Source organism: Rhizobium sp. S96 (assembly GCF_030382195.1).
Lineage (GTDB): Bacteria > Pseudomonadota > Alphaproteobacteria > Rhizobiales > Rhizobiaceae > Rhizobium.
This window is the reverse complement of sequence record NZ_JAUDRY010000042.1, coordinates 101,414-124,038: the sequence shown is the minus strand read 5'-3', so window position 1 is coordinate 124,038 and position 22,625 is coordinate 101,414. Positions and strand designations below refer to the sequence as shown.

Below are 22,625 nucleotides of genomic sequence, written 5' to 3'. Positions count from 1 at the left end.
TTCAGACCTCCACCTTCATTGCCTTGACGTAGCCGACACCGATCAACACCGAGATGAGGAGGACGATGACAGCCACGGCAGCGCCGTACCCGAGCTGGTAGGCCGTGAAGGACTGGTTGTAGATGTAGATGCTGACGAGCTCCGTCGCGCCGCCCGGCCCGCCGCGCGTCAGCGCGTAGACGAAACCAAATACCGCGATCGTCGAAACCGCCGAAATGAGCATGTAAAGCATGATGGTCGGCAACATCAGCGGCAGCGTGATGCGCCGGAAAATCTGCGCGGGTGTCGCGCCGTCCATGCGGGCCGCTTCATAGACGTCCTTGGGGATCGTGCTGAGCCCCGCCATCAGAAGGATCATGGCGGTCGCAATGCCGCGCCACGTATTCACGATGATGATCATCGTCAGCGGAAACGTGTTCAGCCAATCCACCGGCTCGACACCGAAAAAGGCCACGATCCGGCTTAGCGTCGCATTCTCGCCACCCGCCAACATAGAAATCCACATGAAGCCTGCGACGACTTCCGGAGCCGCGTTCGGAAGCAGAATAATGGAGGCCAAGGTCTTTCGGAACCTGATCGACCGGCCAAGCGCCATCGCCGAGACGAGCCCCAGAACGAACTGTCCGATGACCGCCGACCCGACTACAAAGATGAAAGTGACAAGAAGCGAGTTCCAGAATTTTCCGTCGCTGAAAAGGCGCGTGTAATTCCTGAAACCTACGAAGCGAGGTCGCAGTGCGCCGGCACCCGTCAGCGCTTCGTTGGTGAAGCTCAGATAGACCGAGTAAAGCGCGGGATAGATGACGAAAGCCAGCAACAGCAGCATCGATGGCAGAAGAATGAGTAGAAGCTGCCGCTGCGTGCGGATTTCATGTGGGTTCATGGGGCGCATCAAAAAGCCGTCCTTGTGCTGACGGCGGGAGACGGCACGAAGCCAGCTCCCGCCGGGAAATTGCGAGGTCGGGCTTTACTTCACCATGTCGTCGCCGAGGGTTTCGGAGACATAGTCCACGAGGATCTTCTGAGCGCCTGCGGCGTCGGTTTCCTTGCGCAAGAGCGCCTCTGTTGCGCGTGCGATACCTTCCTGCAGGGCAGAGAAGCCAGGTGCGGTCTTCAGGAACGTGCCGTTTTCGACAGCGCCCAGGATTGGAACAAGCGCGGTAAGCTTCTGGAATTCCGGATCGCTCGTCGCATCCTTGCGGGCCGGAATGTTGCCGATACCCTTGGCGTAGGCGACGTCTGCGGCAACAGAGCCGATTTCGAGCAGTACCTTCTTGGCCAGCTCCGGATCGCTCGCCTTGGCGTTCACGCCCCAGGGGCTTTCAAGGTCGACAACGACGTGCTCGCCACCGTCCTTACCCGGCATTGCCCAAGTGCCGACAGCATTCGTAACGTCGGGGATCGGATTCTTGGACTCGACGCCCCAGTCATAGATGTAGCACCATGAGCCACAGGTCGTAGCGACCAGCTTACCGGCGGGGAACATCTGATACTTCGGGATCACCCACGGTTCCGGGCCAAGCAGCGGCTGAACCGGCATCAGGTCGTTGTTGATGAGATCCGCGTAAAAGCCAAACGCATCCTTCACGCCTTCATTTTTCAGATTCAGCGTCTCGTCATCATTTGCGATCTGCGGCGTTGATGTCCCGAGTATCAGGTACTGAAAGCCTTCCTGGAATGAACCGCCACCCCAAGTGACACCAGCCGGGAACATCAGTCCGTAGTTGCCCGTCTTCGCCTTGATCTCCTTGGCACGATCCATGAGCTCAGCCCATGTCTTTGGCTGCGCGGTCGAGATGCCGGCCTTTTCCAGGATATCCTTGCGGTAATAGAGCTGCTGGACCTTCAGCATTGCCGGAAGGACATACATGTCACCATCCGCACGCGCGACCAGCTTCTTCGAGACGTCAAACAGCTGACCGTAACCGTCCCATGCCTTCAGCTCGTCGGTGATCGGAGCAAGGTAGCCGGCGGCGACCATGTCGGCGACATCCTGACTGGCGGGCGCGGTGAAGAGGTCAGGCGCATTGCCGGCGCGCAGCTCCGTCAGAAGCTTGGAGAGGTAGTCTTTTTCCGGCGCGGGATATTCAACGATCTCAATCTCTACGCCGTATTTCTTCTCGATCGCCGGCGCGACGGCTTTGAGCGCATCGATACGTGCCTGGCGATGTTCTGCAATTCGAATTGTCTCGGCGAAAGCCGACGACATCGACATGGCCAGCGCTGCGGCACTGATGCCCGTCAAGAGAAACTTCCTCAACATGCACTCCTCCCTGGAGATGACAGAAGACGACCTCCTCGATCGTCGACGGCAAATGTACACGTTTGCACAAAGTCGTCAATACGCCATCTTGAAAGCCAGTAAATAGGCCATTGTAGCCATTTTTAATTGCAAATGCCGCTGTATCGGATATTGAGGCTGTGTGTAACCGTTTACACAAATGGAGGAACCATTGCCCAACAAGTTGAGATTGGCCGTGATCGGCACGGGCCACAAGGCTGTCGAATATGCCGAGAGCTGGTCGCTGATGCCGGAAGTTCAGTTCGTCGCCGCGGCGGATGTAAGCGCTGCCTCGCGCACACGCTTTGCCGACGTCTGCGCCAGAGCCGGAAACAGGCAGCCCCGGCAATTTGAAGACTATCGCGAGATGCTCGCGACCTGCCGGGACGATCTCGACGCCGTCTACATCTCAACGCCGCACGCCTCGCATGGCGAACAGGCGCTGGCAGTCATTGAAATGGGTCTCGACCTCTTCCTGGAAAAGCCGATGGTGACCACCGTTGCCGAGGCCAAGGCGCTGATCGAAGCGCGCAAAAGCAAGGACAGCACGGTTGTTGTGGCCTTCAACGGCGGCCTGTCAAAGCTCGTCCGCGATACCCGCAAGCGCGCCGCATCGGGAGAATTCGGCAAGCTGGTCAGCGTATCGGCCGCGATCTGGGAGAGCTGGCGATCGAACTATGAAGGACATTGGAAGCAGGTGCCCGAGATTTCCGGCGGCGGCTTCATGTTCGACACCGGAGCGCACATGATGAACACGATCTGCGTCTTGGTGGGGTCGGACTTCGAGCGCGTGTCTGCCTACATGAACAATTACGACAAGCCCGTGGACATCACGTGCGCGGTTTCGGCCAAGCTGGAAAACGGCGCCCTCGTCACGTTCACGGCCGCCGGCGAAGGCCCCAAGGGCTGTGCGTCGCACATGACGCTGTTCTATGAAAAGGCTATCGTTCGGATCGACGCATGGGGGGCATGGCGTGAGATCGACATCGACGGCAAGCCTGGCCAACGCGAGGTGGCGGAAGCACCTCACGGCGCGGACCCGCTGAAAACCTTCCTCGCCGTCCGTGCCGGAACCGAGGAAAATCCATCGACCGTGGAAAATGGCCTTCGCTTTGCCCGTCTATGGGATGCTATCAAGGCTTCCGCGGCACGCGAGGGAGACTCGGTGAGGGTTGCCGAGATCGGCTGAATCGATTGTCAGGATTGCGATGAACAAGCGCATTACGTCCAAGGAACTCGCAAAGCTCGCCGGCGTCTCGTCGGCGACGATTTCTCGCGCCTTCAGCTCGGACTCACGCATCAGCGCGGAAACGCGCAATCGCATTCTGTCCATTGCCCAGGAGCACGACTACCAGCCAAACGCGCTGGCCCGCTCCCTCAACAGCCAGCGCTCCGGTCTCGTGGCGCTGGTCGTCAACTCCATCCAAAATCCACCGGAGGCGGAACAGCTGCAATATCTCGTGCAGCGTCTCCAGACGCGTGAGCTTCTTCCGATCATCCTGTGCTGCTCAGGCTATGACGACAAGGCTCACCTGATGCGCATGGCCTCGGCCTATCAGGTCGATCATGTGGTCGTATTTTCCGACATGGTCTCCTATGACGATGCGATCCAAATTTTCCGATCGGCTCGCCCGATCATCGTCTCGTCCGAACCACTCTCCGGGAAACACGCTTCACACATCAACATCGACGGCTCCAACGCGGTCAGGGAAGTCATCGACAAGGCTGTGGCCGATGGGCGAAAGCACTTCGCCTACCTTACCGGCCGCAAATCAAGCTGGATCGACAAGCAGCGAAAGCAATGGTTCGCCGATGCCCTTCGCGCGCATGGGTTGGCGTTTGAAGCGGAAGCTCACGGTGACTATTCCTACGATTCGGGCTTCAAGGAAGCGGTCGTCCTGCTCCGTCGTTCAAAAGTTGACACGGTCATCTGCGGCAACGACGTCATGGCGATCGGCGTTCGCGATGCTGCCACCCGCGTCCTTGGCAAGCGAGTGCCGGAAGATGTCGCGGTTGTCGGCCAGGACGGCATCTCGATGGCCGATTGGGAATGCCTTGATCTGACGACGATTGCCCTCGACGCTGCCGGCTTCATCGACGAAGTGGTAAGGCTGATCGAGCGCGATCAGAGCCAGGACCCTGAACCGGAGCGTGTTGTGCTCGACCTGAAAGTTCGTTGGGGCTCGACGTGCTGATCTAGCGAGAACGCGCTATCTGGTGATCTTTGCGAAAGCCGGGAGTTCGATGCGGCAGCCCATGAACCCATGGGCTGCCTCTCACACCTGTTTAGAGGAAATCGCGCGGGATCGTCTGGTCCCACTTGCGCGTCGTGACGGACTTGCCGTTCTCCTTCGCCTCCAGAGTACCGGAGATGTAGAAGTTGGTGGCGTCCGAGCGCATCTCGGTCCTGCTATCGATCGTGATCATCCAGCCTTCACGTCCCATCTCGTAGGTCTGGGTCAGGACATAACGGGCCGACAGCGGATCGTCGTCGCGGATCGTCAACTCGCGCTTCAGGCTGTGGCTAAGCTGGGTGCCGATATCGTCGAAGCGCAAGATGCCTTCGCCGAACAGGCCGCCGATGCCTTCCGTCACATAGGTGGTTTCGCCAGTCACGTGGTCCTGCGTCGTCCAGCGCCGAACGCTGCCTGGATCGAGCTGCGTGATCGGGGTGAACGGTCCGTGTGCCGGCGCTTCGAAAGCCACGGCTTTTTCCGTCTGGTCGGCCGGCCGGATCGGAAGTTCCAGCGCACTTTCGCCAGCCACGACGGACAGGGTGACGGCTGCCGGCGACGGCCAGACCATCGGCCAGTAACCCGTTGCGATCGAGAGGCGGATACGGTGACCCTTCTCGAAGCGGTAGCCGCAGTCATTGAGCTTGATCGCGATCTCGTAGACTTCGCCCGGGACCAGAGCCGCCGGCACATCGTGGCCGTTGCGGTGGTTCAGGTTGAAGACCTGGTAGCTGACACGCGTAACCCGGCCATCTGGCAGCACATCGGAGAGCCGCAGATTGACCTGAGCAACCGGCTGATCGACCGAGAACTTCAGGCGTGCGACCGGCGCGCCGAGAATGTCGACCGCCGCGTCCAATACAGCGCTGTCGAAAACGATAGCGCCGCCGTCATCCAGGCGCTGATCGGTCGGATGTTCGCCGGGGCAGCCGGTGGCCATCCACTCGCCGCCCGCCTTGCCGTGGCTCTGCGGAGAGGAAACTTTGAGCGTGACAGGCGAAGTCGCCTGTTCGCCGAGCGAATGATCGGCACCGAGCGTGTACGAGCGGCTCTTGATCGTCTTCGACGGCCAGCTCTCCTCGCCGACCCAACGTCCGGCGGTCGTGTCGCGCGAACCGTTTGGCTCGACGGTGTCGTTGATATAGGCGCGCAGCATGGGCTCGTTCATGATGCCGCGGTCCTTGCCCTTCAGCCAGTGATCCCACCAGCGTACGGCTTCCTGCAGGAAGCCGATGGCGGGGCCCGGTGCGCCGTCCTGCGGATAGACATGGCCCCAAGGGCCGATGATGCCGCGCCGCGGAACCTGCAGGTTCTCAAGCAGACGGGGCACGGCATTCGTGTAGCTGTCTGCCCAGGCGCCGACCGCCAGCACCGGGCACTCGATCGCCGACCAGTCCTCGCAGACCGAACCATGCTTCCAGTAGTCGTCGTAGCGCTGATGCTCGAGCCAAAGGGCCGGGAAGAACGGCAGCTTTTCAAGGCGCTCGATCCAGCGAGCGCGCCATTCCTCGCCCACGATCTCGGGGTCGAGCGGTCGGCTCTGGTAGGCGAGCATGATGGTGCCCCACCAGAGATTATCGTTGAGCAGCAGGCCGCCCATGTAGTGGATATCGTCGGTGAAGCGATTATCCGTCGAATAGGCAGTGATGATCGCCTTCAGGGCAGGCGGACGACGGGCCGCGACCTGCAGGCCGTTGAAGCCGCCCCAGCTCTTGCCCATCATTCCGACATTGCCATCGCACCATGGCTGCGCGGCGATCCATGCGATCACCTCGAGCGCGTCATCCTGCTCCTGCTTGAGATATTCGTCGGCCATGTGGCCGTCGGACTCACCCGTTCCCCGCATGTCTACGCGGATCGCGGCATAGCCGTTTTCTGCGAAATAGCCGTGCATCGGTTCGTCGCGGCCGCGTGTTCCGTCGCGCTTGCGGTATGGAATATATTCCAGAACCGCGGGAACCGGCGCGCCTTGCGCTCCGTCGGGCAACCAGAGGCGGGCGCCAAGGCGCACGCCGTCGCTCATCGTGATCCAGATGTGTTCTTCGATCGTCACGGTCATCATTCTTTTCCGGGTATATGGGAGAGCGTGTCAGGCGGCCGTCTGGCCGCGTGACTTCAGGACGTCGTCGAGCCAGTCGCGCCGCAGCTCCGGAACGGAACTGATCAACTGCTCGGTATAAGGCGCATAAGGCGGCTTGAAGATGTCGGCGGTCGTGCCTTCTTCCACCACCTTGCCGTGCTGCATCACCATCGTGCGGTCCGCGAGGCGCTTAACGACGCCGAGATCGTGGGTGATGAAGAGATAGGAGACCTTGAGCTCGTCCTGGAGCTTGCGCAGCAACTTCAGGATTTCCTCGGCCACCAGCGGATCGAGCGCAGACGTCACCTCATCGCAGATAATGAGGTCCGGCTTCGCCGCAAGCGCGCGCGCAATGCAGACGCGCTGCTTCTGACCGCCCGAAAGCGCGCCCGGTAACCGCTGGCCGAAATCTCCCGGAAGCCCGATCAGGTCGAGCAACCGCGCCACCTCGGTGTTTCGCTGCTCTTCGGTCATGCCGAAGTAGAACGTCATCGGGCGACCGATGATCTCGGCAACGGTCTGCCTCGGATTGAGCGCGACATCAGGCAGCTGGTAGACAAGCTGGATGCGGCGAAGTTCCTCGCGCGAGCGGCTGCGGTAGCTCGCCGCCAGCCGGTGACCGTCGAGACTGATCATTCCCGAGGAGTGCGGAGGCAGCCCGGCGATGACGCGGGCAAGCGTCGACTTCCCCGATCCGGATTCACCGACCACAGCCAAGGTCTCACCGCGCCGGATCTGGCAGGAAACGTCGGCCAGAACCTGCTTCTTGCCATAATAGGCAACGGCATTTTTCACTTCGAGAAGAAGCGGGCCGGCCTCATGCACCGAACGATCGCCGACAATGCTCGCTTCGCGCTCCGCCACCAGCTTGCGCGTATAGTCTTCCTTCGGCGCTTCCAGGACCTCCTCGGCGGTGCCGAGTTCGACCTTTTTACCGTGACGCAGCACCATGATGCGATCGGCGATCTGGGCGACCACGGCCAAATCGTGGGTGATGTAGAGTGCAGCGGTATTGTAGCGCTGGATCAGCTCGCGAAGCAGCGCAAGAACCTCGATCTGCGTCGTCACATCAAGCGCCGTCGTCGGCTCGTCAAGCACCAGAATGTCGGGGCGGCAGGACATCGCCATAGCGACCATGGCACGCTGCAGCTGACCACCGGAGACCTGGTGCGGATAGCGGTTCGCGAAGGTTTCCGGCTCCGGCAGCTGGAGCGCCGTCAGAAGCTCCAGCATCCAGATCTGCGCCTGAGCGCGGTTCATCAGGCCGTGGTAGAGCGGCCCTTCCATGATCTGCTGGCCAATCCGCTTGGCCGGATTGAAGGAGGCGGCCGCACTCTGCGCGACGTAGGCGATGCGCGCACCGCGCGCCGCTTCACGCGTCGCACGCGTGCCATCCATCATCGACACCTCGCCGATGATGATACGCCCGTCCGCGATGCGGCAGCCGCCGCGACCGTAGCCCATCGCCGCCAGGCCGATCGTCGACTTGCCGGCACCGGACTCGCCGATCAGGCCGAGCACCTCGCCACGGGCGAGGTTGAGGTCGATATGGTCGACCAGCGTCGCACCGTTCGGCGCTTTGACGACCAGACCGCGAATGGAAAGGATCGTGTCGTCGCTCATCTGTCGGCTCCCTGCATGGCGGTGCGGCTGGCGAGAAGCCAATCCACGACGAGGTTGACGCCCACCGTCAGGATCGCAATCGCGCCTGCCGGGAAAAGTGGTGCGTAGAGGCCGTACAGAATGGCCTGCTGGTTGTCCTTCACCATGCCGCCCCAGTCCGCAAACGGCGGCTGGATACCGAGTCCAAGGAAGGACAGGCCGGCCACGAAGAGGAAGGTGAAGCAAAAGCGCAAGCCGAACTCGGCAATCAGCGGCGGCAGGGTGTTCGGCAGGATTTCCTTGCGGATGAGCCAGCCAAGCCCTTCGCCGCGCAGCCGAGCGGTTTCGGCATATTCGAGCACATTGACGCCCTGCGCGACGATACGTGCCAGACGGAAGACGCGCGTGGAATCAAGCAATGCAATGGTGATGATCAGGACCGGCAGCGACGAGCCGAGCGCCTGCAGGACAACGAGCGCGGAGATCAGCACAGGAATGCACATGACGGTATCGACGATGCGCGAGAGGACCGTATCGATCCAGCCGCCGAAGATGGCAGCAAGAAAGCCGAGCGGCACACCGATCGCGAAGGACAACAGCGAGGCCGACAGCGAAACGCCGATCGACATCTGTGCCCCGAACAGCAATCGAGACACCATGTCACGACCGTTCTGGTCGAGGCCGAACCAGAAATCGGCGGACGGCGGGTCGAACGGCGCGCCCACGATCTGTTCCTGCCCGTAGGGCGCAATCATCGGACCGAAAGCAAAGAAGATCAGGTTCACGGCAACGATCGTAAGGCCGATCCAGGCCGTTACGGGAATGGACTTGCGGATATTGCTCATCGGGGATGCCTCAGGCGCGGATTGAGCGCGATGGCAGCGACATCGGCAATGATGTTGAGAACCACGTAGGCCGCTCCGAATACCATGGCTGCAGCCTGCACCAGCGGCAGGTCGCGCTTGGAGACAGCGTCAACCATGAAGCGACCCAATCCGTTGTAATTAAAGACCGCTTCGACCAGCACGACGCCGGTGATGAGGTATGCGATGTTGAAGGCGACCACGTTGACGATCGGGGCGGCCGCGTTCGGCAAGGCGTGACGCGTGACGACGCGCTTGGTGCGCAGCCCCTTGAGATAAGCCGTCTCGATATAGGCCTGATCCATGACCGACAGAACGGCCGTGCGGGTCATCCGCATCATCTGCGCGACGGTCACGAGCACCAGCGTGAGGGCCGGTAGAGCCGTTGCCTGGATCCACTCGAGGAAGGTCATGCCGTCATAGGTGTCGGCAAGACTTGGGAGGAAATTGAAGCGGATCGAAAGAAACAGGATCAGCAACAGGCCGAGGAAGTATTCCGGCAGCGACACGAAGGCCAATGCCAGGATATTGACCACGCGATCGAAAAGGCTGCCGCGTTTGACGGCACTGATCAGGCCGAGGATGATCGCCACCGGCACGCTGATCACCGCCGCGAATGCGGCAAGAGCCATCGTGTTATAGAAACGCGGCCAGAGGAGGTCGGCAACCGGCTGCTGATTGGCGAGCGAATTGCCGAGGTCACCGGTGACGAAGCCAGTCAGCCAGGTGATGTAACGTTGCAGGATCGGTTGATCGAGACCAAGCTGTTCACGCAATACGGCAAGCGATTCAGGCGTGGCATTCTGGCCAAGGATCGCCGAGGCGACGTCGCCGGGGAGCAACTGGGTACCGGCGAAAATCAACGCCGATACCAAGAGAAGGGTCAGGATCCCGAGGGCGATCCGCCTGAGGATAAGAAGAGTCATTAGGATTCCAGCCAGACCTTTTCTGCGAGGCGTGCGCCCATGAAATTGAACATGGGATGCGTTGTCACGCCCTTCAGCTTCTTCGACGTCGCGTCGAGATAGTCACCGAACATCGGGATCATCGCGCCGCCTTCATTGGAGATCAATGCCTGGAGTTCGGCGTAGATTTCCTTACGCTTGGCCTTGTCGAGCAAAGCGCGCGCTTCGAGCAGCTTGGCGTCGAAGGACTCGTTCTTCCAATGCGTGTCGTTCTGGGCGGACGTGGAGGAGTAAGCGATCGTCAGCATCTGGTCGGCCGTCGGACGTCCGCCCCAGTAAGACATGCAGAACGGCGCCTTCATCCAGACATTGTCCCAGTAGCCGTCGGCAGGCTCGCGCTTGATCGATACGTCGATACCGCTCTTTGCAGCACTGGTGCGGAAGATTGCTGCCGCATCGACTGCACCCGAAAAGGCAGCGTCGGAGGCGGACAGCGACAGCTTGAGATTATCAAGGCCAGCCTGTTTCAGATAGAACTTCGCCTTCTCCGGATCGTAGGGGCGCTGCGGCAGGTCGGCTGCGTAGAAGGGATCGGTGCTCGGGATCGGATGGTCGTTGCCGATGCGGCCATAACCGCGCAGCGCCGTCTTCAAGAGCTGCTCGCGATCGATCGCATGCTTGATCGCAAGGCGAATGTTGTTGTCGGTGAAGGGAGCCTGCGTGCAATCCATCAGGAACGTGAAATGCTGGCCGCCCGCCGACTGCACGATATTGAGGTTCGGGTTGCGCTTCAGGAGATCGACAGTCTTGAAATCAAGCTGGTTGATCGCGTGCACCTGGCCAGACATCATCGCGTTCGTGCGGGCGGAAATGTCGTTGATGACGATGACTTCGACCGCGTCGACCCAAGCCGCATTCGGCTTCCAGTAGTTCTCGTTGCGCTTGAAGCGCGCACGCACGCCCGGCTGATAAGTGTCGTAGACAAATGGACCCGTGCCGACCGGCTTGTTGAAGTCGGTCCAGCCGTCCGGCACGACGAGGAAGTGGTAGTCGGAAAGGATATACGGCAGGTCGGCGTTGCCGCTCGTCAGCACGATCTTCACTTCGCTGTCGGACACCTTGACGACATCCGCGAGCTGAGCTGCCGTGGAACGGGCTGCAGACGTCGTTTCGCCCCGATGCAGGTTAAGCGAGTAGATGATATCGTCCGCTGTCAGCGCCTTGCCGTTGTGGAACGTGACGCCCTGGCGAACCTTGAAGGTCCATTCGGTCGCGCCCGGCTTGGTTTCCCAGCTCTCGAAAAGCTCTGGAATGGCGTTGTTGTTGGCGTCGATTTCGACAAGGCCGTTCATGACCATGTAGGCCTGGTTGACCGGCACCCAATCCTTCAGAATGCGGGGATCGAAATTGTCCGTGGTGCTGCCGCCGCCAATGCCAAGCTTGAGGACGCCGCCCTTTTTTGGCTTCTCCTCGGCGGCAGCAAAAGCCGGTACGCCGAACAGCCCACCGGCCGTCGCCATGCCAAGCCCTGCAGTCCCGGCCATGAAGCGGCGGCGCGTCAATTCAAATCTGGTTTTGTTGTCGGACATTTCGTCGTTCCCTTCATTCACGGCATTTCCGCCATCGAAATTTATGCGCTTGGCCTAGCGCACATCAGCCAGCATGACCAGACCAGCAAAACGCCTCTCCGGTATGACTTTTAGTCATATGGTCATGCCATTTGCGAGCATTGGTTTTTCTCTCAGCCGGGATAAAGGAGCACTCGCCGAACGGTCGAAAAATGACCTTCCGTTCGCAAAAACCTGTTCGTTTTCTGCATCGTACCGATCCTGGAGGATCAAATGAGTCTGCCGGATATCGTCGGCCTTATCGGCGCTGTCTTCTATCTTACGGCCTATGCGCTGCTGCAGCTTCGCATTCTAACTGTCGAGGACAGCAGAACAACACTGCTCAACGTTCTTGGCGGAATTTGCCTGATCTATTCGCTATCCTGCAACTTCAATCTCGGATCGCTGGTAACGCAGGTCGCCTGGCTGATCTTCACCGTCATCGGATACGTGCGTTTCCGCGTCGGGCGCGCCAGCCGCTAAACACTCTGGCGGTGGATACCTATGATTCCAAGTCATCGTAGCTACCGCCATTGCTTGCCACCAACCACTCAGACACCTCTCGGACGATCTTGCGCTGATGACGATCCGCCGGACGCATCAGGTAGAAGTAGGCGTCGGATCGCATCAGGTGGCTGTGAACAGGAACAAGCGTGCCATTTTCGAGCTGTTCGCGGATCAGCCACGTCCAGCCAAGGGTGATGCCCAGCCCCTGTGCCGCGGCCGCCGCGCACAGGCCATAGTCGCCAAGACGCCACTCCAGCGCATTCGCGGGGGGCTTCAATTGCGCATCCTGCCACCAGTCGGACCATCCCTGCCATTCGCGCATGCTATCTTCGATAGAGATCAGCAACGGCGCATCGATATCCATGATATTGGGCGTTCCGGGCGCGGAAACGGGCACGATCTCTTCGCGCGCCAGCACCGTCAGATTGACGCCGATCGGCCGTTCCTTGCGATAAAACAGCGCCAGGTCGAATTCGTCGAGGCGCAGGTGTGCGACATCGTCCGTGACCCGCAACCGGACCTCGATGCCCGGCAGGTCCTTCTTCAGCTGCGCCAACCGCCAGAAAAACCATTGGTCCGCAATGCCGCGCGAGCAGGCGATGGTGATCTGACGTGGCCCTGACCAAGCGCGAAGTCCGTCGGTCACGGAGCTCAGTTCGCCAAGGAGCCGGCTGACGTCGGCAGCATAGCTTTCACCGATCGCGGTCAGCTGCACGCCCGACGGCAAGCGGGCAAAGAGCTTGGAGCCGATAAAAGCCTCGAGCTTGCCGATCTGTCTGCTGACGGCGCTTTGCGTCAGGCCCATTTCGTGACCCGCGCGGGAAAAGCTTCCGAGACGGGCGGCACGATCAAATACGACAAGTGCGTTCAACGGCGGCATGGAGGTGCGCCCGGCAGTCATGATCTTCCTCAATTGAGATGGCGTGGCAGCTAGCACGACACTCCCAGCAACACAATGTTTTCCCGGTCGTCAGAAGCATCAGGATGAGGACCGGGCAGAGGGGCGACAACGCGAACCCAGACCGGCATTTGGATCGGGGGAAGCTCCAGCGGTTCCGATCGATCGCCCTCGTGCCATGTCGGCATATCGCAAAAAGGCAGCGGCATGGACGCAAATCGATGCTTTTCGCATGCCGGATTATCTCCTAGTCACTGGTCGGACCGCAGTGAAAGGGATAGGGGCATGGCGACGCCATTCTATTGGAACGAGCTCAACACGTATGATTTCGCCGGCCTTTCGGCCGACACGACGATCGCCATCCTGCCCATCGCATCGACCGAGCAACACGGGCCGCATCTGCCGATCGCAACCGACGTCACCATCGCCAACGGCATGCTGGCCGAGCTTCGCCGCCAGCGACCTGAAGACCTCGACATCCTTGTTCTTCCAACCCAGGAAATCGGGAAGGCCAATGAGCATGTGTATGGACCGGGAACGCTCTCGCTCTCGGCCGAATTGCTGATACCTGTGTGGACGGCGATCGGCGCGAAAGTTGCCGAAGCGGGCGTGCGCAAGATGGTGATCGTCAATTCGCATGGCGGCAATGTCGACATCATGAGCATCGTTGCCCGCGAACTGCGCGTGCGCCATCAGATGGCGGTCGTCTCGACGCAGTGGGGTCGCTTCGGACATCCCGACGGCATGATCAGCGACCACGAGTCGCGATATGGCATCCACGGTGGAGAGGTTGAAACGTCGCTCATGCTGCATTTCCGCCCGGATCTCGTTCGCATGGAGAAGGCAGAGAACTTCGCATCCAAGGCCGAATGGATGCGGGAGCAGTCGAAGTTCATCCAGCCGCTTCCGCCGCATTCACTGGCCTGGATCGCGCACGATCTCAATCCTAACGGCGTGGTGGGCGACGCGTCACTCGGAACCGTCGAGAAGGGAGAAGCGATCTGCCGCCATCAGGTGCAAGGCTTCGTCGAACTTCTCCGCGACCTGAAGCGCTATCCCCTCACAAATCTCTATTCCCGCTAAGCTCAGGCCGCCGACGGCCTGTCGGGAGCGATATGTCCCTTGGACCGCAGTTCCTGAACGAGACCCGCCAGCTCTGCCAGCAGGTATTCGACGAAAAGGCTGGTTGCCGCGTCGAGCGGCGCGCGAGCGCGGGCAAACAGCTTCATCGGCTGGTGGCGTCCATGCGGCTCGGCGATCGGCCGGAAGACAAGTTCGCCGGCCCGGCATTCGGTAATCACGTCGAGCGGATTGAGCAGGGTCAGGCCCGCGCCACATTTGACGAGTTTCTTCAACATCTCCGATGCATTGCTCTCCAGAACCGGTTCGACGGAAACGTCAAGCCGCGCGAGCGCAAGGTTGATGACATCGCGAAGGCTCGTGCCCGATTGCGCGAGCACCAGCCTCTCCTGAACGATGTCGCCAAGATTGATCGGCCCCGGCCCGATCAAGCGATGCCCAGGCGGCAGCACGACACCGATCGGAATGTCGAAGTTGCCGAGCGTGCGGATCCCCGGGGTCGCCGGAATATTGAAACCAAGGCCGATATCGACATCGCCTGACAATACCGGATTGACCGTGGTCGTGCCGGCATCGTTCCTGATCTGGAAATAGACGCGTGGATGCTCCGACTGGAATCGCGCGATGATCTCCGCAAGCGGCCCTGACGCCAGGCCGACGGTCGTGACCAGCCGGACCTTTCCGGCCTGCTGCATCTTCAGGCTTCTGATCCGCCCTTCCAGCCGGTCGTAGTTTTTCAGAACCTCCCGAATATGTTCGATGCACAGTTCGCCGGCCGCCGTCAGCCGCAGCCCGCGCGGCAATCGTTCAAAGAGCGGCGCGCCGATCTCTTCTTCAAGCGCCAGAATCTGCCGGTTGATGGCTGACGACGCGACGTTCAAGTGCGCCGCGGCCTTGCGGATCGAGCCCGTGCGGGCGATCTCGTTGAGATAGAGCAGCTTCCTGGAATGCAGCATAAGACCCCTCATTGCATCAATTTTAAGCTCTACGCACAAATTAGGCACAGGCCCGTCAAGAGATGCCAAAAAGGCATCGTTGCGCACGAATTTTGATGCTTTTCAAACAGCAACGCAACCGCTCAAATGAAGAAAATCGGACGCCGAAGAGCGCGCTCGAACGGCCTAAAAAGGGGAACGCCGATCATGTCCAAAACATTGAATAACATGGCATTCATCGCAGCTCTGGGAATTGGTTTCACCGCTGCGGTTGCAGCTCCAGGCTACGCGCTCGACAAAGTCAGCTACGGCACCAACTGGCTCGCACAGGCCGAGCACGGCGGCTTCTATCAGGCGGTGGCAGACGGCACCTACGCCAAGCACGGGCTTGACGTAACAATCGTGCAGGGCGGCCCAAATGCGGCGAACACAGCTTTGCTGATCTCCGGCAAGATTGATTTCTACATGGGCGGCCCACAGGGCGAACTTTCCGCCGTCGAGCAGGGTATCCCGCTTGTCGACGTCGCTGCGATCTTCCAGAAGGATCCACAGGTTCTGATCGCGCATCCGGACGCCGGCATCGAGAAGTTCGAGGATTTGGCGAAGCTGAAGACGCTGTTTCTCGGCAAGGACGGCTATCTGACCTACTTCGAGTGGATGAAGGCGAACTATCCGGGCTTCAAGGACGAGCAATACAAACCCTATAACTTCAATCCCGGCCCGTTCCTCGCCGACAAGGAGTCCGGGCAGCAGGGTTACCTGACCTCCGAACCCTATGAAATCCAGAAGCAGACCGGCTGGGAGCCGAAGGTTTTCCTGCTCGCCGACAACGGATATTCGCCCTACTCGACCATGATCACCACGACCCAGTCGGTGATCGACACCAAGTCGGATGTGGTGCAGCGGTTCGTCGATGCCTCGATCGAGGGCTGGTACAACTATCTCTACGGCGACAACAGCAAGGCGAACGAGCTGATCAAGAAGGACAATCCGGAGATGACGGATGGTCAGATCGCCTACTCGATCGCCAAGATGAAGGAATACGGCATCGTTGAATCCGGTGACGCCCTCGACAAGGGAATCGGCTGCATCACTGACGCGCACTACAAGAAGTTCTTCGCCGAGATGGTCGGCATCAAGGTACTCAAAGCCGACACTGATTACACCAAGGCATACACCACGAAATACGTCTGCAAGGGCGTCGGCATGGGCCTCAAGAAGTAAGGCGCCACATGGGCCTTGCCGTCTATGGCGGCAAGGCCGCTCCCCTCATGAAAGAGACAGGCGATGCCTCTAGCCTCAGCCCAGACCCCGGCCAGCAAGGACGCGCGCAGGAGACCGCTTGTTTCCATGCAATCGGTCTCGAAGGTCTTCTCCAGCGGGACGATCGCCCTGTCGGGCATGTCGCTGACGGTGGAAAGCGGCGAATTCATCAGCCTGCTTGGACCGTCCGGGTGCGGAAAATCGACGGCGCTGCGCATCATTGCCGGCCTCGGCGATGTCTCTTCCGGAACCATCGACTGGCCAAGTTCGCGCATCAATGCGCGCGGTTTGCCGGAAGGCGACATCAGCTTCGTCTTCCAGGAGCCGACGTTGATGCCGTGGAAGAACGTCTTTGACAACGTCCACCTTCCCCTGAAGCTCCGGGGCATATCGAAGACCGCGGCGCGCGAGGAGATCCTGACGTCGCTGGCGACTGTCGGTCTGCAGGACTTCGCGGAAGCCTATCCGCGCGAACTCTCCGGCGGCATGAAGATGCGCGTGTCGATAGCGCGCGCACTGGTCACAAAGCCTAAGCTGCTCCTGATGGACGAGCCTTTTGCAGCGCTCGACGAAATCACCCGCCAGAAACTCAACGACGATGTCCTGCGGCTCTGGAAGGAGACCGGCATCACGGTGATCTTCGTCACGCATTCGGTCTTCGAGTCCGCCTATCTCTCCAATCGCATCGTCGTCATGAAGGCCCGCCCGGGGCGCGTCCATGCCGACCTGCCGCTGGTTACAAGCCTCGAGCGAGACGCCTACTACCGCAGCTCCGAAGAGTATCGGCAGGCCTGCGAGACCGTCTCGCGCTCGCTGATCGGCGCCATCAACGCCGCAAAGGAGAACCCATGAGCACGGATGTTGCCGATGCGCCGATCGCGTCCCCGCTAAGCCCGATGACGGCAAAGCGGCGCGACCTTGCCCTGCGGATTGCGGTGCCGTTCGCCACCCTTGCGATCCTCGTCATCGTCTGGGGTCTCTACGTCAAGCTATCAGGTGTCGCGCCCTACATCCTGCCCGGCCCCGGCGCCGTGGCGAGCGCCTTCGTCAACGACTGGGGAACTCTGGCGCCCGCGCTCTGGGTGACAACCAAGATCACAATCATGTCGCTGCTACTGGCGCTGATCGGGGGCGTTGGCTTTGCCATCTTTCTTGTGCAATCGCGGTGGATCGAGATCGCCTTCTATCCGCTGGCGGTGATCCTGCAGGTCACTCCCATTGTCGCGATCTCGCCGCTGATCCTGATCTATGCGCCGTCGACCCAGGTCGCACTGCTGATCTGCGCCTTCTTGGTCGCCTTCTTCCCGATCCTCTCCAACATGGTGCAGGGACTGAAAAGCGTCGATCACAATCTGATCAACCTGTTCGAGCTCTACGGCGCCTCGCGCTGGCAAACGCTGCTCTATCTGAAGCTTCCGGCAGCACAGCCCTATTTCATGACGGGCCTGCGCATTGGTGGCGGGCTCGCGCTGATTGCTGCAGTTGTCGCCGAGTTCGCTGCCGGTTCGGCGGGCGCCGGCTCCGGCCTCGCCTTCCGGCTCCTGGAAGCACAATACCGCATGAACATCCCTCGCCTCTTCGCAGCGCTGCTGATGCTCTCGCTGCTCGGGGTGGCGATCTTCGCGATCACGTCCTTCATCTCCTGGCTCAGCCTGCATCGCTGGCATGAGAGCAGCCTCAAGCGGGAAAACTGATGACATACTCCTTCATGTCACCTCCGAATGCCGGTCGCTTCGTGCTGAGCAATGCGACGCTGCCAGCGATCGCCGTCGAAGGCTTCAACGCGCCGGCAATCGAGGGCCTCGTGCGAGCCGATATCGTCATCGAAAACGGTCTTGTCGCAGCGATCCTGCCAGCCGGCAGCGCTCCTCTGGAACTGGCGAAATCCGATCTCCGCGAAGGCATGGTCTGGCCTTGCTTTGCCGACGTGCACACGCATCTCGACAAGGGGCACATCTGGGGACGCAGCAGCAACCCCGACGGAACATTCATGGGCGCGCTGCAGGCCGTCGGCGCCGACCGCGAGGCGTATTGGTCGGCCGACGACGTGCGCAAGCGAATGGAGTTCGCGCTTCGCTCCGCCTATGCGCACGGGACGAGCCTGATCCGCACGCATCTGGACTCCGCTGCCCCCCAGCACCGGATTTCCTTCGAGGTCTTTGCCGAAATGCGGGAAGCCTGGAAGGACAAGATCGCCCTCCAGGCCGTCGCCCTCTTCCCGATGGATGACATGGTCGACGAGGCCTATTTCGCCGATCTCGTCGCGGTCATTCGCGATGCGGCCGGACTGATCGGCGGTGTCACCAAGATGGGCCCGAACCTCGCAACACAGCTCGACACACTTTTTCACGCGGCGGCCGAGAACGGTCTCGACGTCGATCTTCATGTCGACGAAACGGATGATCCCGGCGCGGAGACCTTGAAGGCGATCGCCGAGGCCGTTCTTCGCAACCGCTTCGTCGGCAAGGTGACGGCAGGCCACTGCTGCTCGCTGGCAAGACAGGACGACGGCGTTGCCGAGCGGACCGTCGAGCTGGTTGCCAAAGCCGGCATCTCGATCATTTCGCTGCCGATGTGCAATGCCTACCTGCAAGATCGCTATCCGAACCGGACACCGCGCTGGCGCGGGGTGACACTCTTCAAGGAGCTCGCGGCAGCCGGCGTCACCACGGCGGTCGCATCCGACAACACGCGTGATCCGTTCTACGCCTATGGCGATCTCGATGCAGTCGAAGTGTTCCGCGAAGCGGTGCGCATTCTTCATCTCGATCATCCGCTGGATACGGCCGCGCGCGTCGTTACCACCTCACCTGCCGACATCGCCGGGCGCCCCGACATGGGTCGCATCGGCATCGGCCGGCCTGCCGATCTCGTGCTCTTCGGCGCCCGTCGCTGGAGCGAATTTCTGTCCCGCCCGCAGTCTGACCGCGTCGTGCTTCGCCGCGGCAAGGTCATCGACCGCAGCCTGCCTGATTACCGTGAACTCGATAGCGTCGTTGGAGCCTGACATGCCGGATTATCTGAAGATCAAGAAGGAACTCGAAGGCATCGCCATCGAGGACAATCCGGCGCTCGTTCGTCAGAAAAGCCGCGATTTCTATTGGTACTCCCCGATCCTCAAGGCGCAGCTCGATGGTGTGACGGCCGATTTGGTCGTGACGCCGAAGAACGAGGCAGAGGTCATCCAGACCCTCAAGGTGGCCTTCGCCCATGGCGTGCCGGTAACACCACGCGGCGCCGGCACCGGCAACTACGGCCAGGCCATGCCACTCTCCGGCGGCATCGTCCTCAATCTCGCCGCCATGGACAAGATCAAGGAAATCCATCCGGGTCGCGTGATCTGCGAACCCGGCATCGTCATCGCCCAGCTCGACAAGCAGACCAAGGCCCACTCCGGCCAGGAACTGCGCTTCCATCCGTCGACCGCGCAAACCGCAACGATCGGCGGCTTCATTGCCGGCGGTTCGGGCGGCGTCGGCTCTATCACCTGGGGCGGGCTTCGCGATATCGGCAACATCATCCGCCTGCGCGTTGTCACCATGGAGGCCGAGCCACGGGTGCTCGACCTCACCGGCTGGGACCTGCAGAAAGTGAGCCACGCTTACGGCACCAACGGTATCATCACCGAAATCGAAATGCCGCTCGCACCAGCCTATGACTGGGTCGATGTGCTGGTGGGCTACGACGACTTCATGACGGCCGTGCGCTACTCGGACGCGCTGGCAAAGTGCAACGGCATTCTCGTCAAGGAAATCGCGCCGATCGCGGCACCCATTCCGCACGAATACTTCACGCGGCACAAACCCTATATTCGCCAGGGCCAGTCGGTCGTCGTGCTGATGATCGCACCGCACGCGATGGATGCCTTCAGCGCCTTCACCGCAGCCCAGAAGGGCGAGATCATCTTCCGCTCCGACAAAGTCGAGAGCATGAAGGGTATTCCGCACGCCTATGAGCTTGCCTGGAACCACACGACGCTGCGGGCACTCAAGGTCGATCCCACTTTCACCTACCTGCAGGTTCAATACCCAGGCCCGGATCATGTGGCGAAGGTGGCCAAGATGGTTGAGATCTTCGGCGACGAGGTACCCGGCCATCTCGAATTCATCAAGTTCGACGGTCAGATCCAGTGCTCCGGACTGCCATTGGTGCGCTACACGAGCGAAGAGCGCCTGGATGAGATCATCAAGATCCACCAGGACCACGGATGCCCGATCTTCAATCCGCATCGCTACACCCTGGAAGAAGGCGGCATGAAGCAGACCGACAAGGTGCAGCTGGCCTTCAAGCATGAGACGGATCCGCAGGGACTGCTCAACCCCGGCAAGATGATCGCCTGGGAGAACCCGAACTTCGACTTCTCCGCCGGCAAGAACTACCTCTTCCCCGGGCTTGCCGCCGTAATGGAGGCCTCGTGAGAGTTCTCGTCCTTCACTCGCATCCGGTGGAATCAAGCTATGGCAATGCGCTTTATCGCCAGACGCTGGAAAGCCTGAAGGCTGCAGGTCATGAGGTCGATGACTGCAATCTCTATGCGGAAGAGTTCGACCCGGTGCTGTCTCGCCGCGACAGGTTGATCTACCATGACTATCCCGAGAATACCGAGCTGGTGAAAGGTTACGTCGACCGGCTGAAAGCCGCCGAAGGGCTGGTGATCGTCACGCCGGTCTGGAATTTCGGCTTTCCGGCCATCCTGAAGGGCTATTTCGACCGCGTCTGGCTACCGGGCGTCTCCTTCGAGCTCGTCGACGGCAAGGTGGAATCCAGGCTACGCCATATCCGCAAGCTTGGCGCTGTCTTGACCTACGGCGCCACGCCTTTCCGGGCCTTCGTTGCCGGCAATCCGCCGAAGAAGATCGTCAAGCGCGTGCTGCGTGCGCAGATCAATCCCGTGCGGCCGGTGACCTTTCTCGCACACTACGACATGAACAACTGCACCGACCAGACACGGGCTGCCTTCCTCGACAAGGTGAAGGCAGCGATGGAGCGGTTCTGACGTCCCATAGGCCGTAGCGTCCGATCAGATCACCTTGGCGGCGGTTACCTCGACTTCAACCAGAAACTCCGGCCGCGTAAACCCGCCAACGACGATCAGCGTCGATACCGGCTTGGGATCGAGCGTGAACCGATCGCGCACCGCCATGTAGGCAGGAAAGTCCTCTCGCCGGGTGACAAAACCAGAGATGCGGATGACATCGGCAAAGGTCATGCCGGCCTCGCTCAGGATCGCATCAATTGCCTTGAAGCACAGCTCTGCCTGCGCGGTCACATCCGCGGGAATGACGTCATCGAGACCGATCCCAAGTTGCCCCGATGTGACCAGAAGGGACGCTCCTGCAGCGACGAGAAGGCCGTGATTGTAGTTCCCGAACGGTTTGCGGACGGAGGAAGGATTGAGTGCGTTCTTCATAAAACACCATGCGAACAATGTGTTGCAGGTTTCAAAGTGTAAGAATCAATCCTTCCCGGTCAAGCCGGCATCGCCGAGGCGGGAGCAGAATTTGCCTGCCACCTTTTTCTACCCTTCCCGCGCTCGAATGGTCAAGACAGGACGGCTGTCGCGAGGATTTCCAGCCGGATGCCGGGCGAAAGAAGCTCGGTGACCACCGTTGCGCGCACCGGATAAGGTGCGCTGAAAAATTCGCTGTAGACACGGTTCATGCCAGGCGCATCCGTGCGATCGATAAGGTAGGCCTGTATCTGCACGACATCGGCAAGCGTGCCGCCGGCCGCTTCCATCGCCTGCCGCAAGTTGGAGAGCACCTGGCGCGTCTGTGTCTCGATGTCGCCGGTCACGAGCTCACCCGTCTCCGGGTTCTTGGCGATATGGGCGGAGCGGACAATATTGCCGGCCTTCACGGTGCCGCTCAGCGGAGCCTTGGAGGCAAATATGCCCGTTTCAACTTTCTCAAACATGCTTATTCCTTGGGAACGTGATCTTAGGCGAGGCCGCCGACTGATTATCGCTTCACTTCGCCGAGTACGGCATGCGCGAGGACCTCGATACGCAGCCCAGCGGACAACAGCTCCTTGACGACGACGGTCGCGCGGACCGGATAAGGCGCCTGGAAGAATTCTGCATAGACCTTGTTCATGCCCGCGGAATCGGTCTTCTCGATGAGGAAGACTTGCATCTGCACGACGTCGGCGAGCGTACCGCCGGCGGCCCGGATCGCCTGGTCGAGATTTTGGAGCGTGCGGCGGGTCTGGGTCTCAATATCCCCCGTGACGATCTCCCCGGTGACGGGATCCTCCGAAATATGCACCGACCAGACGAGATTGCCGGCACGGACCGTATCGCTGACAGGAACGTCGGATTCGCCCATGCCGGTATCGATCAATTCAAACATGTCATTGTCTCCGCAATTGT

The 22,625-nt window shown here is 60.5% G+C and carries 22 protein-coding genes; 10 read left to right on the top strand and 12 right to left on the bottom strand.

What is annotated here, in order from left to right; all coding sequences use genetic code 11:
- Position 1: 1 nt before the first annotated feature.
- Entirely contained in the window at positions 2–883 is an 882-nt protein-coding gene (locus tag QTL94_RS26855) for a carbohydrate ABC transporter permease (protein ID WP_289803658.1), read from the bottom strand.
- 84 nt (positions 884–967) lie between these two features.
- The gene (locus QTL94_RS26850) at positions 968–2,260 is read right to left on the bottom strand and encodes an ABC transporter substrate-binding protein (protein ID WP_289803888.1); all 1,293 of its coding nucleotides are present in this window, start codon (positions 2,258–2,260) and stop codon (positions 968–970) included.
- A gap of 193 nt (positions 2,261–2,453) precedes the next feature.
- On the opposite strand from QTL94_RS26850, the gene QTL94_RS26845 reads away from it, so the two are divergent.
- Together QTL94_RS26845 and QTL94_RS26840 are read left to right on the top strand one after the other, a co-directional pair.
- A complete protein-coding gene (locus QTL94_RS26845; RefSeq protein ID WP_289803657.1) occupies positions 2,454–3,470 on the top strand; it encodes a Gfo/Idh/MocA family protein in 1,017 nt (338 codons plus the stop codon).
- A gap of 19 nt (positions 3,471–3,489) precedes the next feature.
- Positions 3,490–4,476 carry a LacI family DNA-binding transcriptional regulator gene (locus QTL94_RS26840; protein WP_289803656.1) on the top strand — a complete coding sequence of 329 codons (987 nt, stop codon included), beginning with the start codon at positions 3,490–3,492 and terminating at the stop codon, positions 4,474–4,476.
- Positions 4,477–4,567: 91 nt separating this feature from the next.
- Here the strand turns inward: QTL94_RS26840 and QTL94_RS26835 are convergent, their stop codons facing one another.
- Genes QTL94_RS26835 through QTL94_RS26815 form a run of 5 tightly spaced genes read right to left on the bottom strand, consistent with a single transcriptional unit; the run spans position 4,568 to position 11,554 of the window.
- A complete protein-coding gene (locus tag QTL94_RS26835; RefSeq protein ID WP_289803655.1) occupies positions 4,568–6,574 on the bottom strand; it encodes a CocE/NonD family hydrolase in 2,007 nt (668 codons plus the stop codon).
- 30 nt (positions 6,575–6,604) lie between these two features.
- Complete coding sequence (locus QTL94_RS26830) at positions 6,605–8,218, bottom strand: ABC transporter ATP-binding protein (RefSeq protein ID WP_289803654.1); 1,614 nt, start codon at positions 8,216–8,218, stop codon at positions 6,605–6,607.
- Positions 8,215–9,042: an ABC transporter permease gene (locus tag QTL94_RS26825; protein ID WP_502944195.1), complete on the bottom strand. Its 828-nt coding sequence runs from the start codon at positions 9,040–9,042 to the stop codon at positions 8,215–8,217. The genes QTL94_RS26830 and QTL94_RS26825 overlap by 4 nt, the downstream gene beginning before the upstream one ends.
- On the bottom strand, positions 9,039–9,986 hold the full coding sequence (locus QTL94_RS26820; RefSeq protein WP_065693276.1) for an ABC transporter permease: 948 nt from the start codon (positions 9,984–9,986) through the stop codon (positions 9,039–9,041). The genes QTL94_RS26825 and QTL94_RS26820 overlap by 4 nt, the downstream gene beginning before the upstream one ends.
- Positions 9,986–11,554, bottom strand: a complete 1,569-nt coding sequence (locus tag QTL94_RS26815; protein WP_289803653.1) for an ABC transporter substrate-binding protein — start codon at positions 11,552–11,554, stop codon at positions 9,986–9,988. The genes QTL94_RS26820 and QTL94_RS26815 overlap by 1 nt, the downstream gene beginning before the upstream one ends.
- Before the next feature lie 252 nt (positions 11,555–11,806).
- Here QTL94_RS26815 and QTL94_RS26810 point away from each other — a divergent pair, with 252 nt between their 5' ends.
- Entirely contained in the window at positions 11,807–12,055 is a 249-nt protein-coding gene (locus QTL94_RS26810) for a CBU_0592 family membrane protein (protein ID WP_065693277.1), read from the top strand.
- Positions 12,056–12,074: 19 nt separating this feature from the next.
- On the opposite strand, the gene QTL94_RS26805 is transcribed toward QTL94_RS26810, so the two are convergent.
- Positions 12,075–12,980 (bottom strand): LysR family transcriptional regulator, encoded by a 906-nt coding sequence (locus QTL94_RS26805; protein WP_065693278.1) that lies wholly within the window; start codon positions 12,978–12,980, stop codon positions 12,075–12,077.
- Positions 12,981–13,262: 282 nt separating this feature from the next.
- Between QTL94_RS26805 and QTL94_RS26800 the strand changes: the two genes are divergently transcribed.
- Positions 13,263–14,060 carry a creatininase family protein gene (locus tag QTL94_RS26800; protein WP_289803652.1) on the top strand — a complete coding sequence of 266 codons (798 nt, stop codon included), beginning with the start codon at positions 13,263–13,265 and terminating at the stop codon, positions 14,058–14,060.
- A 2-nt stretch (positions 14,061–14,062) separates the two neighbouring features.
- Here QTL94_RS26800 and QTL94_RS26795 read toward each other — a convergent pair whose 3' ends face one another.
- Entirely contained in the window at positions 14,063–15,013 is a 951-nt protein-coding gene (locus tag QTL94_RS26795) for a LysR family transcriptional regulator (RefSeq protein WP_289803651.1), read from the bottom strand.
- Positions 15,014–15,199: 186 nt separating this feature from the next.
- On the opposite strand from QTL94_RS26795, the gene QTL94_RS26790 reads away from it, so the two are divergent.
- From QTL94_RS26790 to QTL94_RS26765, 6 genes are all read left to right on the top strand, one after another.
- Complete coding sequence (locus QTL94_RS26790) at positions 15,200–16,216, top strand: ABC transporter substrate-binding protein (RefSeq protein ID WP_113361525.1); 1,017 nt, start codon at positions 15,200–15,202, stop codon at positions 16,214–16,216.
- Between the two features lie 63 nt (positions 16,217–16,279).
- Entirely contained in the window at positions 16,280–17,107 is an 828-nt protein-coding gene (locus QTL94_RS26785) for an ABC transporter ATP-binding protein (protein ID WP_289803650.1), read from the top strand.
- Complete coding sequence (locus QTL94_RS26780; RefSeq protein ID WP_289803649.1) at positions 17,104–17,949, top strand: ABC transporter permease; 846 nt, start codon at positions 17,104–17,106, stop codon at positions 17,947–17,949. The genes QTL94_RS26785 and QTL94_RS26780 overlap by 4 nt, the downstream gene beginning before the upstream one ends.
- Positions 17,949–19,262, top strand: coding sequence for a cytosine deaminase (locus QTL94_RS26775; protein ID WP_289803648.1), 1,314 nt, complete (start codon positions 17,949–17,951; stop codon positions 19,260–19,262). Before QTL94_RS26780 ends, QTL94_RS26775 begins: the two co-directional genes overlap by 1 nt.
- Position 19,263: 1 nt before the next feature.
- The gene (locus tag QTL94_RS26770) at positions 19,264–20,673 is read left to right on the top strand and encodes an FAD-binding oxidoreductase (RefSeq protein WP_289803647.1); all 1,410 of its coding nucleotides are present in this window, start codon (positions 19,264–19,266) and stop codon (positions 20,671–20,673) included.
- Positions 20,670–21,251: an NAD(P)H-dependent oxidoreductase gene (locus QTL94_RS26765; protein WP_289803646.1), complete on the top strand. Its 582-nt coding sequence runs from the start codon at positions 20,670–20,672 to the stop codon at positions 21,249–21,251. The genes QTL94_RS26770 and QTL94_RS26765 overlap by 4 nt, the downstream gene beginning before the upstream one ends.
- A gap of 24 nt (positions 21,252–21,275) precedes the next feature.
- Here QTL94_RS26765 and QTL94_RS26760 read toward each other — a convergent pair whose 3' ends face one another.
- From QTL94_RS26760 to QTL94_RS26750, 3 genes are all read right to left on the bottom strand, one after another.
- Positions 21,276–21,665 carry a RidA family protein gene (locus tag QTL94_RS26760; RefSeq protein ID WP_289803645.1) on the bottom strand — a complete coding sequence of 130 codons (390 nt, stop codon included), beginning with the start codon at positions 21,663–21,665 and terminating at the stop codon, positions 21,276–21,278.
- Positions 21,666–21,796: 131 nt separating this feature from the next.
- Positions 21,797–22,171 (bottom strand): RidA family protein, encoded by a 375-nt coding sequence (locus tag QTL94_RS26755; protein WP_289803644.1) that lies wholly within the window; start codon positions 22,169–22,171, stop codon positions 21,797–21,799.
- A 44-nt stretch (positions 22,172–22,215) separates the two neighbouring features.
- Positions 22,216–22,605, bottom strand: coding sequence for a RidA family protein (locus QTL94_RS26750; RefSeq protein ID WP_289803643.1), 390 nt, complete (start codon positions 22,603–22,605; stop codon positions 22,216–22,218).
- Positions 22,606–22,625: the final 20 nt, after the last annotated feature.